The sequence below is a fragment of the Dorea sp. AM58-8 genome (assembly GCF_003464045.1).
Lineage (GTDB): Bacteria > Bacillota > Clostridia > Lachnospirales > Lachnospiraceae > Claveliimonas > Claveliimonas ammoniilytica.
Genome location: NZ_QSDM01000010.1, coordinates 69,618 through 84,588, shown reverse-complemented (window position 1 = coordinate 84,588; position 14,971 = coordinate 69,618). Strand labels below are relative to the sequence as shown.

Below are 14,971 nucleotides of genomic sequence, written 5' to 3'. Positions count from 1 at the left end.
TCCTTCTTTAAAGTTCTATTAGCTCATGTGTAGCACTTATCAGGTTCTCATATCCATCCTCTGTAATGATACCCTGATCTTCGATCCGGACACCACCCCATCCCGGGATATAAATACCTGGTTCTACTGTCATTACGCTGCCTGCCTGCAGCACATCGGTATGGTTCTTACCAATAAATGGGAGCTCATGTACAAACAAGCCTACTCCATGACCGATTCCCGTATAGTTATACGGCATATATTCAGTTCCTTCTATCGCTTTCAGAGATGCCTGATAGCAGTCCTCACCAGTAACTCCCGGTTTGATTGTTGCTTCAACATCCTCTGTCATCTGTCTGCAAATGTTATATACTTCTTTCTGCTTCGGTGTTGCCTTACCGACAACTACAGTTCTTGTCATATCGGAAAGATAGCCATCATACTGGCATCCATAATCCATCAGCACGAAATCTCCGTATTCCAGGGCTCTATTTCCCGGAATGCCATGAAGAAGTGATGTCTTAGGTCCTGAGATCAGGATTCCGCCGTACGGCTTGGTATCTGCTCCTTCCATTACCATGTAATGTGATAACCTGGAAGCGAGTTCCTTCTCTGTCACTCCTACTTTGATGTCCTGAAGAATCTTATCAAATGCTCTGGAAGCAATATCACAGGAAACTCTTAACTTCTGGATCTCTTCCGGTGTCTTCACTTCACGGAATCTCTCAACTACGTTCAGTGTAGGTACTAATTCAGCATCAATCGTATCCTGCATGGATCTCCATGTTGCAAATGTAAGATAATCCTGTTCAAAACCAATGGTCTTAACGCCATCCTTTTTACACAGTTCTGCGATCACATTACCAATACTGGTTGATCTCCAGTTAATGATCTCATAATCCGGGCACTCCATGCCTGCCTGCTCGGTATATCTCGGATCTGTGATAAAATACTGATTTGCTTTATCGATAAACAGGTACGAATCATCGCCGGTGTATGCGCTGATACATCTGACATTAGCCGGTTTTGCAATATAAAATCCGTCCAGTCCTTCTTTTTCCATATAGCTTCTTAATTCTTCTAATCGATTCATAACGTCTGCTTATACCTGCCTTTCACTTAATAATTGTATATACATGATACGCTCTGTCTCCTACTTCGTAAACCGGAATCCATTTCCAGTCTCCGAGTCTGAATGCAAGGCCGTCTTCATACTCATCCATCCATTCCGCCCGATCTGCGATTTCATTCTCTTTGATTGGAAGTTCCAGGAACTCCTTCTCATCCGAAATTGCTGCCATAATATATGGTCCATACTGGATTGCCGCTTTTTCCGGTTCATCCGGTGTTCGGAGTACCTTCCATCCCGGCATCCACCGAATCCGAAGTTTCACATCACCGGAGTGCATCGTAATTTCGATATACCCGGCTTTATTTTTCTTCGTCTCCAACACTTCTCTATCCATCTCCAGCAAACATTCATCTGCCCACTCCGGATAGCGAAGATATAACTTCCGAAATGTGCCATTCTGAATCCTCAGTTCATATTCCTGTCTGCGCTGTGATACACACTCCATATGAAGCCTCATATCATCCTGGCTAAATTCAGACGGTATATACATATTTATAAAGAATGCATCCCTTTTCTGGAAATACATACCTTCCTGATACTTAAAGTGACTCTCCATGCCGGTTCCATGACAACAGCTGTTTTCAAATAAGAACTCTCTCTTCATCCCCGGTCCAAGCGGAAAGAAATAAGTACTTTCTCCGCTCCCGCTTTCATCCGGCGTTGCCAGAATGTGATTATAAAGAGTCTTTTCATAATAGTCCATATACCTGCTGTCAGGATCCATCTGATACAGTTCTCTGGTAAGCTTCAGCATATTATAAGAAGCACATGTCTCCTGAGTCGATGCTGTCAGAAGCTTTCCGATCTCCCGGTACCCCTGGAACATTTCGCCCTCACCGACACCTCCTGTGGCATATGTTCTGTTCTCCGTTACTGTCGTCCAGAACGCTCTTGCCATTTCCAGATACTTCAGATCCCCTGATGCTTTATAGATCTCTATTGCTCCCAGAATCTGTGGAATATGCTGATTCGCATGGATTCCATTCAACTGATCCCGATAGTGCATCAGTGGTCGGTATAACTTATCATTATCAAATAATCCGGCACACTTCAGGAATTCTTCTCTTCCCGTCAGTTCAGCAAGTTGTGCCATTACCACATTCATACCGCCAAATTCTCCGGCTATGTACATGCTCCACATCTTCTTAAGCTGTGCTTCCGGGAGCTGTGATAATCTGTGCCAGGTCCACACTCCCATCTGCTCTGCAATAGAAAGCGCTTCTTTCTTATCTATATATAGGTAACAGTCCAACAGTCCTGCTATAATCTTATGAAGTGTATAGTATGGAGCCCAGATTTTAGGATATGGTGTATACTCTTCTAACAGATCAAACTGTTCTTCCGAGTATGCGCTTAAGAATCCTTTCTGAATACCATCTATATTCTGAAATGCTCGCTGGCATTCTCCCAGTTCGTCTACCATGTAGACTGCCTTATCCCGGATCTTCTCATCTCCTGTAGCCCGATAACAAAGTGCCAGTGCTGAAAGATAATGTCCTGTGGTATGTCCTTTGAGCTTGCTCTCATCGGCGTCCCATCCATCCGGACTGTCAGCTCCTCCGGTGTCCAGCCCCGACGCCTTCCTGAAATGATACAGCATACTGTCATCATCCATCGAAAGCAAATACTTATGCATCCGTTCCTGAGCCTCGTAAAATGCATTCCCCGGAAGTATCCGGATCTCTGCCTCTGCGTTCTGATAAACTTCTGCATCTTTATCAGGTCTTCCCTGTACAGTAACTTCTATAGGATATGTGTCTGCATTCTGCTGTGGATTCTCCTGTTCCAGGATCGTCACTGCATATACTTTGCTGGCAGTAGCTTCTCCGTATGTAAAAGTACCTGTCAAAAGCACTTCCCGGTTTCCCATGCCATATAACGGACGGTTCACCCTGCCATCTGTATCAAGGAAACGCTCTTCTCCTGAGCTCCAGTTAATCTCTGATCCGTACTTCCCTTTTGCAGGAAGTGCAAGATTAAACGTCACAGTCTTCAAATTCCCAAGATAAAGAAAATCCATATCTTTTTGTACTACTTTCTGGTCGTTCAGGTTCATATTGACATCCTCTATAATTTTATACACGTTAATAATATAACACTTTTTAGACCAAAGTTCAATTCCTCTTTGCCATTTTTCATGATTTTTAGACGCATTTCATAAATTGTCTAAAAAAGTGCAAAAAAAGGCACCTTTTTAAGGATGCCTTCTTTGGTAACGCTTGACGTGATTATATACTATAGTCTAAATTATTTCCAGTCTTTTTTTGAATTTTTTTATTTTATTTCTTGCATTTTCGTTTTCACCTGTCAAACTATTGACAATCTGACCGCTATATGGTACTTTTAGACCATAGTACAAACCATAGTCTACAAACCTTAAAAGAAAGGAATAAACATGCGATGAATCTGATTACCAACATTCAAAAATTCTCTATACATGATGGTGACGGAATCCGCACAACCGTATTTTTCAAAGGCTGTCCGCTTAAATGTGAATGGTGTCACAACCCTGAGACACAGCGTTATGAGCAAGAGCTTCAATATGATTCTGAGAAATGTGCGGGTTGCGGCTGTTGCGCTAAGGTCTGTCCGTCCGGTGCGATCACGATGCAGGAGGGCAAGCCGGTACTCGATAAGACCCTCTGTCAGCTCTGTGGCAAATGTACGAACTTCTGTCCGCAAGGTATCCGTGAGATCATCGGCGAAGAATACTCCGTCAAGAGTCTGGTCCGCGAGTTAAAGAAAGACCTGATGTTCTATGAAGATTCCGGCGGCGGTGTTACACTCTCCGGCGGAGAGGTCATGACCATGTCAACTGATTACATTCTTGCAATTGCCAAAGCATTAAAGCATGAAGATATCACCCTTACCATTGACACCTGTGGTCAGGTTTCTTATGATAAATTTGAAGCAATTCTTCCATATGTGAATACATTTTTATATGATATCAAAGTTATGGATCCAGAACTTCACAAAAAATATATCGGTGTCGACAACAAGCTGATCCTCGAGAATCTGGTGAAGCTTTCTAATGCAGGCGCCCGCATTTATATCCGGATTCCTACTATTAAAGAGGTCAACGGTAATGAACAGAATATGACAGAGACGATTAGGTTTCTGAAAGAACACGACATCCATCCGGCTCAGGTCAATCTCCTGCCTTACCATGATACAGGCAGCGGCAAATACGCCAAGCTGGATATGGAATATAAAGGAACAGATTTACATGCACCATCCAAAGAAGAAATGGAAAGCTTTGTGCAGCTTTTCAAGGATGCAGGATTTCAAAACACCAAAATAGGAGGTTAGGAAAATGGCAACAAAACGAGGCATGAACGAAAGAATCCAGAAATTAAGAGATCTCAGCGTTAACACTCCGGTACATATCGACCTGGAAAGAGCTAAGATCGAGACTGATTTCTACAAAGAAAATGAGGGTAAATACTCTATCCCGGTTATGAGATCTATGGTTCTGAAAGAATATTTCTCCAAAAAGACTCTGTATCTGGGAGACGGCGAACTGATCGTCGGAGAAAAGGGTAAAGATCCACAGGCATCTCCTACCTTCCCGGAATTGTGCTGCCACAGCGTAGAGGATATGACCGTTATGAGCGAGCGTGATCTGGTATCTTTCCACACTACCGAAGAAGACAGAAAGCTTCAGGCAGAAGAGATCATTCCTTATTGGAAAGGTAAGACCATGCGCGAGAAGCTTCTCTCCATGATGACTCCGGAATGGCACGACTGCTACGAGGCAGGTATGTTCACAGAATTCATGGAACAGAGAGGTCCTGGACACACATGCGGCGGCGAGCAGGTGTTCACAACCGGATACATGGATTACAAAGAAAAAATCAAAAAGACTATGGATTCCCTGGATTTCATGAACGATCCGGAAGCCCTGGATAAATTAGAAGAACTGAAAGCTATGGATATCTCCTGCGATGCAGTGATCATTCTTGGTGAGAGATATCACAAACTGGCTCTCGAGATGGCTGAAAAAGAGACAGACGAGACACGTAAGGCAGAACTTCTGCAGATTGCTGCCAATCTGGAAGTCGTACCTGCTCATGCTCCACAGACTTACTGGCAGGCAATCCAGTTATACTGGTTCACACACCTTGCAGTTACAACAGAGCTGAACCCATGGGATGCATTCAGCCCGGGACGTATGGATCAGCATCTGATCAAATACTATGAGGCAGATACAGAAGCAGGTATTCTGGATGACGAAAGAGCTCTGGAGCTTCTGGAGTGCTTATGGGTTAAGTTCTACAACCAGCCGGCACCTGTCAAAGTAGGTATTACATTAAAAGAAAGTGCTACCTACACAGACTTCGCCAACATTAATACCGGTGGTGTCACACCAGATGGCAAAGACGGCGTTAATGCTGTCAGCTATCTAATTCTTGACTGCATGGACGATATGAAACTGGTTCAGCCTAACTCCAATGTAACCATCAGTAAGAAAACACCGACCAAGTTCTTAAAGAAAGCATGCGAGATCTCCAGAAAGGGATGGGGACAGCCTGCATTTTACAATACAGAAGCTCAGACTATGGAGCTTATCAACGCAGGTAAATCTTTGGAAGACGCACGCCGCGGCGGTTCTTCAGGATGTGTTGAGACAGGAGCATGGGGAAGCGAAGCATATATCCTGACCGGATACATGAACATTCCAAAGATTTTCCAGCTCACACTTTACAATGGATATGACAATGTATCCGGCAAACAGCTTGGTTTGAAACTCGGATATGCAAAAGACTTCAAGACATATGAAGAACTGTGGGAAGCATTCAAGAAACAGATGAAACACTTCATCGATATCAAGCTTCGCGGTAACAACGTGATCGAGAAGCTGTACGCAGAATATATGCCGGCTCCTTGTCTGTCAGTTGTAACCAACGACTGTATCAGCAATGCAAAAGATTACAATGCAGGTGGTGCAAGATACAATACCAACTACATTCAGGGTGTAGGTATCGGAACTATTTCTGACTGTCTTGCAGCTGTTAAATACAACGTATATGACAAGAAAAACTTCACAATGGAAGAGCTAATCGAAGCAATGGATCACAACTTCGAAGGATATGATGCTATTTACCGTATGGTTCATGACAAATCACCTAAGTATGGCAATGATGATGACTACGCTGATGATCTGATGCAAGATGTATTCTATCTGTACCATGATCTGATCACAGGTCGTCCGAACATGAAGGGTGGTAAATATGGCGTAGATATGCTTCCGACTACCTGCCACGTATACTTCGGTGAAGTTATCGGAGCAACAGCTAATGGACGTAAAGCTAACGTACCTGTATCCGAAGGTATTTCTCCTGAAAAATCTGCAGATACGAATGGTCCTACAGCTGTTATCAAATCCTGCGCTAAGATGGATCACCTGGCAACAGCAGGTACTCTGCTGAACCAGAAGTTCACTCCTGACGTAGTTGCCGGCGAGGAAGGTCTGAACAACATGGCAAGCCTGATCCGCAGCTACTTCGCTATGGACGGACATCATGTACAGTTCAATGTCATCGACAGACAGACTCTGATCGATGCTCAGAATAATCCGGATGACTACAAGGATCTGATCGTTCGTGTAGCCGGATACAGCGACTTCTTCCGCAACCTGTCTAAGCCGTTGCAGGATGAGATCATTAACCGTACAGAGCAGTCCTTCAACTAACTCAAACAAATAACTGCTTAGCAGTTTAAAGTCTGAGAAGACCTTTCACACGCGCTCATGTGTAAAGGTCTTCTCGTTTATCACAAACTATTTGCAGAATGCTGATGGCTTGTGATAGAATATTTAACAATTACATTTTGTTTTCAAGGAGAATCTATGGAACGTACAAAAAAAGGAAAAAGCGCTAAGAACAGAATCGTAACCGCAGCATGGCAGCTTTTCATGAAAAAGGCTATAACGGTACTACCGTGGATGATATCATTGCTCTGTCTGGTACATCAAAGGGATCATTTTATTACTACTTCAATACCAAAGATGAACTGCTCAATACTCTGTCTGTGATTCTGGACGATTTCTATGAAGAATTGGAAAGCAGAATGAATCCTGATCTCAATTCTTTTGTAAAGCTTCTGAATGTGAATTACGAAGCCCATAAAATGATCGAGGAAAATATCAGCATTGATCTGATCGCATCCCTCTACTCTACCCAGCTCGTATCACAGGGACAGCGAAATCTCCTGGATCAGAACCGCACATATTACAAATTTATCACCCGCATTATTACAGAAGGTCAGATGCGCGGGCAGATTCGAAATGACATGTCCGCTATAGAGATTACCAAGTATTTTACCATGTGTGAACGCGCATTAGTGTCTGACTGGTGCCTCAGCAGAGGTGAATTCTCGCTGAGCGAATACAGTCACAAGTGTATGCCTGTCATGTTGGAGCACTTCAAAGCTTAAACCCATTGACGCATACCGCTGTTACGAATTATAATAGAGAAAACGTATTTCACACGAGGAGGAAAATCATGGAAAACGTATTCGAACTAAAACACCCACTGATTCAGCATAAGATTTCAAAATTGCGCGACAAGCATACAGGAACTAATGAATTTCGTAAGCTGGTAGAAGAAATAGCCATGTTAATGGGATTTGAAGCTCTGAGTGATCTTCCGCTTGAAGATATTGAAGTAGAGACTCCGATCGAAACCTGCAAGACTCCAGTCATTGCCGGCAAGACACTTGCAGTTGTACCGATCTTAAGAGCCGGACTTGGTATGGTTAATGGCATCCTTGCACTGGTACCGTCTGCAAAGGTAGGACATATTGGACTATATCGTGACGAGGAGACTCACGAGCCACACGAATACTACTGCAAACTTCCGGATCCGATCAATGAACGACTGATTGTTGTTACCGATCCGATGCTTGCTACCGGCGGATCTGCTATCGCAGCTCTTGACTTCATCAAGCAGCACGGCGGAAAGCACATCAAACTCATGTCCATTATCGCAGCACCGGAAGGCGTAAAGCGTGTACACGAGGCTCATCCGGATGTACAGATTTATATCGGACATGTTGATCGTGAGCTGAACAAAGATGCTTACATCTGCCCGGGTCTTGGAGATGCCGGAGACCGTATCTTCGGAACCAAATAATCCACATGATATTTTAATTGTATTTTCAGACAGGACGCCGGAATAAGCGTCCTGTTCTTATATATGCCAACGAGAAAGGCACTACCGCTGATGCGGCAGTGCCTTTCTCTAATCTTATAAATATAACATATTTGGAGAAACTTATTATCCTTCGTAGTACGCTTTCAGATAAATTTCCTTAATTTCTTTGAACAGAGGATATCTTGGATTAGCACCTGTACACTGGTCGTTGAATGCATTCTCTACCATTTCATCCAATGTAGCGAGGAAGTCTTCTTCCTTAACACCATATTCTTTAATTGTTCTCTTGATTCCAACTTTTTCTTTCAGTTCTGCGATAGCTTTGATGAAGTTATCAAATACTTCGTCATCATTCTTACCTGTTACGCCACAGAATCTTCCAAATTCAGCATATCTCTCTTTAGCCTTTGGATATGGATACTGAGAGAATGTTCCCATCTTAACCGGTGCCGGATCTGCATTGTATTTCATAACAAGCTCGATCAACAATGCGTTAGCAATACCGTGTGGCAGGTGATGATATGCACCAAGCTTGTGTGCCATAGAGTGGCAAACTCCCAGGAATGCATTGGCAAATGCCATACCAGCCATTGTAGATGCATTAGCCATTCCTTCTCTTGCAATCGGATCAGCAGCGCCCTTCTCGTATGCATCTGGCAGATATGTAAAGATGTTCTTACCAGCTTTGAGAGCCAGACCATCTGTATAATCTGTAGCCATGATAGATACGTATGCTTCCAGAGCATGTGTCAGGGCATCGATACCTGATGCACTGGTCAGTCCCTTCGGCTGAGTCATCATGAAGTCTGTATCTACGATTGCCATGTTCGGCAGAAGCTCGTAGTCAGCGATCGGCCATTTTGTACCTGTGTCTGCATCTGTGATGATTGCAAACGGTGTAACCTCAGAACCTGTACCTGATGAAGTAGGAATTGCTACCATCATAGCTTTCTCACCCATCTTCGGGAATGTGTATACTCTCTTACGGATATCCATGAAGTCCATAGCCAGGTCTTCGAACTTACACTCTGGATGCTCATACATGAGCCACATGATCTTCGCTGCGTCCATAGATGATCCACCGCCAAGAGCGATGATTACATCTGGCTGGAATGCCTTTAACTGCTCCAGACCTTTTCTTGCAATCTGAAGTGTCGGATCCGGTGCTACTTCATAGAAACATGCATACTGAATGCCCATCTCATCAAGTTTATCAGTAATAGGAGCTGTCATACCGCTGCTGAACAGGAATCCGTCAGTTACGATAAACGCTTTTTTCTTATCATAATAATTCTTTAATTCATCCAGTGCTACTGGCAGGCAACCCTTCTTAAAGTATACCTTCTGAGGTGTTCTGAACCACAGCATATTTTCTCTCCTTTCGGCAACGGTCTTGATGTTCAGCAGGTGTTTCGGACCTACGTTCTCTGATACAGAGTTGCCGCCGTAAGAGCCGCATCCCAATGTCAGTGATGGAGCTAATCCGAAGTTATAAAGGTCACCAATACCACCGTGAGAAGAAGGTGTGTTGATCAGAATACGGCAGGTCTTCATGCGTGCTGCATGCTCAGCCATCTTCTCTTTTTCATTTACATTGATGTACAGAGATGATGTATGTCCGTATCCACCGTCAGATACAAGCTGCTCAGCCATCTGAAGTGCTGTCTCATAATCTTTTGCTTTGTAAAGAGCAAGTACCGGAGACAGCTTCTCATGTGCAAATGGCTCAGATACATCTACAGATGTAACCTCACCAATCAGGATCTTGGTATCTGCAGGTACTTCAAATCCAGCTAATTTAGCGATCTCTGCCGCAGGCTGTCCTACGATCTTAGGATTAACGCTTCCTGCAGGTGTCAGGATAATCTCACGAACCATATCCAGTTCTTTCTTATTAAGCATATGACATCCACGTTTGATAAACTCAGCGCGTACTTCGTCATAAATGTCTGCGATTGCTGTAACAGACTGTTCAGATGCACAGATCATGCCATTGTCAAATGTCTTAGAATGGATAACTGAGTACACTGCTGTCTGAATATCACAGCTTGAATCCATGATAACCGGTGTGTTACCAGGTCCTACACCAAGTGCCGGCTTTCCTGATGAGTAAGCTGCTCTTACCATTCCCGGACCACCTGTTGCAAGAATCTCATCTGCATTAGCCATGATCAGACCGGACATCTCAACGGTTGGCTCTTCCAGACAGTCGATGATACCTTCCGGTGCACCAGCTTTTACAGCTGCTTCTGCTACTAGCATAGCTGCTGCTCTTGTACATTTCTTAGCACGTGGATGTGGGCTGATGATGATTGCGTTTCTTGTCTTCAGACAGATCAATGTCTTGAAGATAGCTGTAGATGTCGGGTTCGTTGTAGGAATGATAGCTCCTACCAGGCCAACCGGCTCAGCGATCTTCTTAATACCATATGCAGGATCCTCTTCCAGAACACCACATGTCTGCAGGTGACGATATTTATTATAAGTATACTCTGCTGCGTAATGGTTCTTGATTACCTTATCTTCTACGATTCCCATTCCTGTCTCTTCGGCTGCCATCTTTGCCAGCGGAATACGTGCCTTATTAGCTGCCATAGCCGCTTCGAAAAAGATCTTATCAACCTGTTCCTGAGTGTATGTTGCAAAGATCTTCTGGGCCTCTTTCATCTTGGCCATCTTCTGCTCCAGCCATTCAGGTGTATTAACTTCCGGTGCTTTGATTTCTTCTTTCTTTGCCATAACTTCCTCCTTAATATGTATTTTTGTTTGGCTCTAATCTCTGACTGTATTGTGCCATATTATTTTGTAAATTTCAAGTATTTTTTGCTAAATTTACTGACATTTTTGTGTCACACAGGTTAATTTTTTCACTACTTGTGAAATAATTATCTTTAAATAGTGTTTAGTAGTACTAATTACTACCATTCTTATCAATCACATTCCATCTTTTGTGTATTTTGTCAGTCAATTGACTTCTTTTATTTGTTTTTTTGGTTAATTATTAGTCTAAATTACACACGTTTTTATACATTTTTAACAATCAGAGCGTGTTCTATTTTTATTTTTTGTTCACATTTGCCTATACTTTATTTAGATTGACTATTCTGAAAAAGATGCGTTACAATGTATACGGAATTTTTTTAGGAGGATAAGCCATGAAAATCGTATTTCTAGAAGCACAGAGCATCGGAGACGACATTGATCTTTCCGGATTTGATGCTCTTGGAGAAGTCGTTAAATACCCAATCGCAACTGCCGAACAGACACCAGAACTGATTGCCGATGCGGATATCGCCGTACTCAGCAAGATCCCTGTCAACGAAACCACCGTAGGTGCAGCCAAGAACCTGAAGCTGGTCTGCCTGACTGCAACGGGAACCAACAATCTGGACAAGGATTATCTGGACAGCCACGGTATCGCATGGCGCAATGTAGCAGACTATTCTACCGAATCTGTGGCGCAGCATACATTTGCCATGCTCTTCTATCTGTTGGAAAAGCTCCGTTACTATGATGACTATGTAAAAGATGGAGCCTATACGCAAGATACCGTATTCACTCACTTCGACGAGCGTTTTTGCGAGATAAAAGGTAAAACCTGGGGAATCATAGGTCTTGGCAACATCGGACGCCGTGTAGCTGCGATTGCATCCGCATTTGGTGCCAATGTCATCTACGCTTCTGCATCCGGAAGAACGGCTCAGGACGGCTATCATCAGGTAGATTTGGACACCTTATATGCAGAATCCGATATTATCTCCGTACATGCACCGTTGAATAAATATACAGAGAATCTTATTAATAAGGATGCCCTGAGCAAAATGAAATCAAGCTGTATCTTTATTAATGTTGGACGAGGACCGATCGTGGTCGAAGAAGATCTGGCTGACGCACTGGAGAACGGCGAGATTGCCGCTGCCGGACTGGATGTACTCCGCGTAGAACCAATGCTTGCCGATAATCCGTTAGGACGGATCAAAGACAGTAAAAAACTCCTGATCACTCCACACATTGCATGGGCAAGTGTAGAGGCACGCACCAGACTGATGGACATCATCCTGGGACAGATCAAGGAGTTCTTTGATATAAAATAAGCTGCCGCTGATTATTAATTTTTATTCTGAAAAAATTCAGATAGTACAGTCATAACCGCACCTGCAAAGATAGCAAAGTCTCCCACATTATAGGTAATGGAAGAGAACTTTTCCCAGTGGGTGCGGATTCCTATATAATCCACTACTTTTCCGTGTCTGACACGATCGACAAAGTTACTGAGCGCACCACCAGTCATACACATCATGCCAAGCTTCAGCAGATGTCCGCCTTTCTGATGAAGTAAGATAAAATCATACGCCACGACTGCTGCCACCGCTGATGTGGTCAGCATCCGCATAGTCTTCGGCTGATCCTGCAGCAGGTTAAACGCCACTCCCCGGTTATACACCTTGCGGATAGAAAATGGCGTGCCGGAGAGTTTTTTCTCCTCACCTGGTTTTATACATTTCTCTACGCGGCTCTTCAGATAAAGATCCATTCCACAGATAACTGCTGCAACTGCCGGATATAGTCTGGACTTCATTATTCTTCTGAGGTCTCTTCAAAAACCTCTTCCTCTTCCGTTGCATCCGCTGCAGCAACACCATTGATGCGGTCAATCTCTGCCTGAATCTTTGTAACTTCTTCATTTCTCTGAGCGATTGCTTCACAAAGTGCTGCCATATCCGTATCAACAACTTCACCGTTACGATACTTTTCAAATATGATTTTGCCGATATCCATATAATCTCTGTCATTTGCCCGACCCAGAAAGCGGATATCGCTCTTTCTCTTCTGTATCTCCAGTGTATCTTCTGCCTTCTTCCCCAGATCATTTGCCGTCTCTGAAAGTCTCTTTCCTAAATCATCAAAAAATCCTGCCATCTCTGTCATCCTTTCTTGTATATATACGTTTTATAACTCCCGAATCGTCCGCAGTGTCTCATAGAGATCCAATGCACCATATCCCCAGGCTTTATCTGGATACTCAATATCTGTCCGTTTTCTGGCACCTAATATAAAAAGTCCTTTGAGCTGCATCGTATCATAACCTGCCGACCGCTTTTCCTGCTCCAACAGCCATTCCAGCAAAAGCGCACTCGCACCTGCTGCAATCGCTACCCCAATGCTGGAACCGCTTCGCTCTGCGAATCTTCCTCCCGGCAACGCTCCGGTCACATTCACGCCCGGCACTGCAAAATCCGGCTTTACACTATTAAGTCTAGTATAGCCTCTGCCTGAGTTAATATCAATACTATTCTCATCTCCATTATAGTAGGCTGCTGTGATCACAGATCTCGTTGTCCCAGGTCCGGTAAGCGTTGTATCCGGATCAGACTCCAGAAAGATTACATTGCCTGTCAGGAACTCCTTCATCGGAAGCCACAGATGGAAAATCCCACCTGCCAGCCGCACCGGTTCTGCCACAATCCGCCAGATGCCAGGCACTGGCGCTAAAAAACGCATAAAGATCAGCTGCGCACTGTTAAATTTGGACAAAATCTGATTATATACCTGCACAGTCGTCTGCTCAAACAAAAAGCGAAAAGAAAACATCCCGCTCTGTCTGACAGAGATTCGCGGAAGCACTTCCCCGGATGGTGAGATTACTGAAACAGCAATCAGATTCGGCAGTTCTGCCCACAATTCTATTGAAAACGCCTCTACACCTGTTCCGACCTGAAGTTCAATCTCTCTGCGTTCGGTAAGTGCCTCTATCTTTCCCTGATAATGATGCCTCTGGTTCGCTTCATTTCCGGTACCGCTCACGATGATCTGATTGCTGGAGTTGGCATAGATCTGCAGCATAAAGTCCAACGAATTATTGCCATTGTGTCCGCCAAAACTGGTTCCCACCGCCAGACAGATCACCAATGGCATCTGATACCTCTGTGCAAGATTCCTGAGATACCGGATTCCCAGCATGATATCATTTTCCTGATAGCAGACCGCCTCTCCTGCAATCGCGTAGAAATCTCTGAGATAGCGCTTGGCAGGCTTCAGTTTCACCATAGCAATCGCTGATTCCGGTGCCGCACCAAGGAATCTATTCTCTGCATTTCCACTTCCGCATGCAAGACTCGCCACAAATGTCCCATGAGTAATGGTATCTTCTGACGGTACGATTACTTTCGGATCTTCACTTTGTAACGCCTGGTTGAGCATTTCTTCTGTATATTCACTTCCATAGGCAAATCCATCCGGTACTAAACCATCCTGTATGGTCTGATCCCAGATTCTCACAATACGCGTACTCCCATCCAGCTTACGAAACACCGGGTTCGTATAATCAATCCCCGTATCCACAAAACCGATCATAACCCCCTCACCTGCCACATTCAGCGTTGGGTAATACTGCACCTGACTGATCCCTGCCTGATTCATGGCATCCATATCCAGAAGACCGTAACACTGTGGGACCGCATTATACACATACCGATCAAAATCAATGGGTTCTGCAATATTCTTATTCAGATATACGATCTCGTATCCTGCCCCAACCTCCTGCGAACACACCTCCTCGGGAAGCGCAGGGAGGCTCATCCTTCCACCATCCGTTGACACAATAAAATCCCTGTAATCATTCGACAATATCTGCGCCCTGCACATTTCCAAATCCATATAAAAACACCTCATATACTTTCAATCCAGTATATGAGGTATGTATCCG

At 44.0% G+C, this 14,971-nt stretch carries 11 protein-coding genes; 5 read left to right on the top strand and 6 right to left on the bottom strand.

Features of this window, described 5'->3' with window-relative positions; translation table 11 throughout:
* Positions 1-7: 7 nt before the first annotated feature.
* Both DXA18_RS08955 and DXA18_RS08950 read right to left on the bottom strand, forming a co-directional pair.
* Positions 8-1,072, bottom strand: coding sequence for a M24 family metallopeptidase (locus tag DXA18_RS08955; protein WP_118383650.1), 1,065 nt, complete (start codon positions 1,070-1,072; stop codon positions 8-10).
* Between the two features lie 22 nt (positions 1,073-1,094).
* Complete coding sequence (locus DXA18_RS08950) at positions 1,095-3,167, bottom strand: beta-L-arabinofuranosidase domain-containing protein (RefSeq protein WP_118383649.1); 2,073 nt, start codon at positions 3,165-3,167, stop codon at positions 1,095-1,097.
* 344 nt (positions 3,168-3,511) lie between these two features.
* Between DXA18_RS08950 and DXA18_RS08945 the strand changes: the two genes are divergently transcribed.
* From DXA18_RS08945 to upp, 4 genes are all read left to right on the top strand, one after another.
* Positions 3,512-4,420: a trans-4-hydroxy-L-proline dehydratase activase gene (locus DXA18_RS08945; RefSeq protein ID WP_118383648.1), complete on the top strand. Its 909-nt coding sequence runs from the start codon at positions 3,512-3,514 to the stop codon at positions 4,418-4,420.
* Positions 4,421-4,424: 4 nt separating this feature from the next.
* Positions 4,425-6,803 carry a trans-4-hydroxy-L-proline dehydratase gene (gene hypD / locus DXA18_RS08940; protein WP_118383647.1) on the top strand — a complete coding sequence of 793 codons (2,379 nt, stop codon included), beginning with the start codon at positions 4,425-4,427 and terminating at the stop codon, positions 6,801-6,803.
* A gap of 209 nt (positions 6,804-7,012) precedes the next feature.
* Entirely contained in the window at positions 7,013-7,546 is a 534-nt protein-coding gene (locus DXA18_RS08935) for a TetR/AcrR family transcriptional regulator (RefSeq protein WP_330424507.1), read from the top strand.
* Positions 7,547-7,614: 68 nt separating this feature from the next.
* A complete protein-coding gene (gene upp / locus DXA18_RS08930; protein ID WP_118383646.1) occupies positions 7,615-8,244 on the top strand; it encodes a uracil phosphoribosyltransferase in 630 nt (209 codons plus the stop codon).
* A gap of 144 nt (positions 8,245-8,388) precedes the next feature.
* On the opposite strand, the gene adhE is transcribed toward upp, so the two are convergent.
* Complete coding sequence (gene adhE / locus DXA18_RS08925; protein ID WP_118383645.1) at positions 8,389-11,004, bottom strand: bifunctional acetaldehyde-CoA/alcohol dehydrogenase; 2,616 nt, start codon at positions 11,002-11,004, stop codon at positions 8,389-8,391.
* Between the two features lie 416 nt (positions 11,005-11,420).
* Here adhE and DXA18_RS08920 point away from each other — a divergent pair, with 416 nt between their 5' ends.
* On the top strand, positions 11,421-12,359 hold the full coding sequence (locus tag DXA18_RS08920) for a D-2-hydroxyacid dehydrogenase (protein WP_118383644.1): 939 nt from the start codon (positions 11,421-11,423) through the stop codon (positions 12,357-12,359).
* Positions 12,360-12,373: 14 nt separating this feature from the next.
* Here DXA18_RS08920 and lspA read toward each other — a convergent pair whose 3' ends face one another.
* From lspA to DXA18_RS08905, 3 genes are read right to left on the bottom strand one after another with little or no spacing between them, the layout of a single operon-like run.
* Entirely contained in the window at positions 12,374-12,844 is a 471-nt protein-coding gene (lspA, locus tag DXA18_RS08915) for a signal peptidase II (protein ID WP_118383643.1), read from the bottom strand.
* Positions 12,844-13,185, bottom strand: coding sequence for a hypothetical protein (locus DXA18_RS08910; RefSeq protein ID WP_118383642.1), 342 nt, complete (start codon positions 13,183-13,185; stop codon positions 12,844-12,846). Before DXA18_RS08910 ends, lspA begins: the two co-directional genes overlap by 1 nt.
* 30 nt (positions 13,186-13,215) lie before the next feature.
* Positions 13,216-14,922: a S8 family peptidase gene (locus DXA18_RS08905; RefSeq protein WP_118383641.1), complete on the bottom strand. Its 1,707-nt coding sequence runs from the start codon at positions 14,920-14,922 to the stop codon at positions 13,216-13,218.
* Between the last annotated feature and the right edge of the window lie 49 nt (positions 14,923-14,971).

What these genes read in the sequence shown, in the direction of transcription:
- DXA18_RS08955 (WP_118383650.1), bottom strand. Translation starts at nt 1,072, where the DNA reads ATGAATCGATTAGAAGAATTAAGAAGCTATATGGAAAAAGAAGGACTG.
- DXA18_RS08950 (WP_118383649.1), bottom strand. Translation starts at nt 3,167, where the DNA reads ATGAACCTGAACGACCAGAAAGTAGTACAAAAAGATATGGATTTTCTT.
- DXA18_RS08945 (WP_118383648.1), top strand. Translation starts at nt 3,512, where the DNA reads ATGAATCTGATTACCAACATTCAAAAATTCTCTATACATGATGGTGAC.
- hypD (WP_118383647.1), top strand. Translation starts at nt 4,425, where the DNA reads ATGGCAACAAAACGAGGCATGAACGAAAGAATCCAGAAATTAAGAGAT.
- DXA18_RS08935 (WP_330424507.1), top strand. Translation starts at nt 7,013, where the DNA reads ATGGCAGCTTTTCATGAAAAAGGCTATAACGGTACTACCGTGGATGAT.
- upp (WP_118383646.1), top strand. Translation starts at nt 7,615, where the DNA reads ATGGAAAACGTATTCGAACTAAAACACCCACTGATTCAGCATAAGATT.
- adhE (WP_118383645.1), bottom strand. Translation starts at nt 11,004, where the DNA reads ATGGCAAAGAAAGAAGAAATCAAAGCACCGGAAGTTAATACACCTGAA.
- DXA18_RS08920 (WP_118383644.1), top strand. Translation starts at nt 11,421, where the DNA reads ATGAAAATCGTATTTCTAGAAGCACAGAGCATCGGAGACGACATTGAT.
- lspA (WP_118383643.1), bottom strand. Translation starts at nt 12,844, where the DNA reads ATGAAGTCCAGACTATATCCGGCAGTTGCAGCAGTTATCTGTGGAATG.
- DXA18_RS08910 (WP_118383642.1), bottom strand. Translation starts at nt 13,185, where the DNA reads ATGGCAGGATTTTTTGATGATTTAGGAAAGAGACTTTCAGAGACGGCA.
- DXA18_RS08905 (WP_118383641.1), bottom strand. Translation starts at nt 14,922, where the DNA reads ATGGATTTGGAAATGTGCAGGGCGCAGATATTGTCGAATGATTACAGG.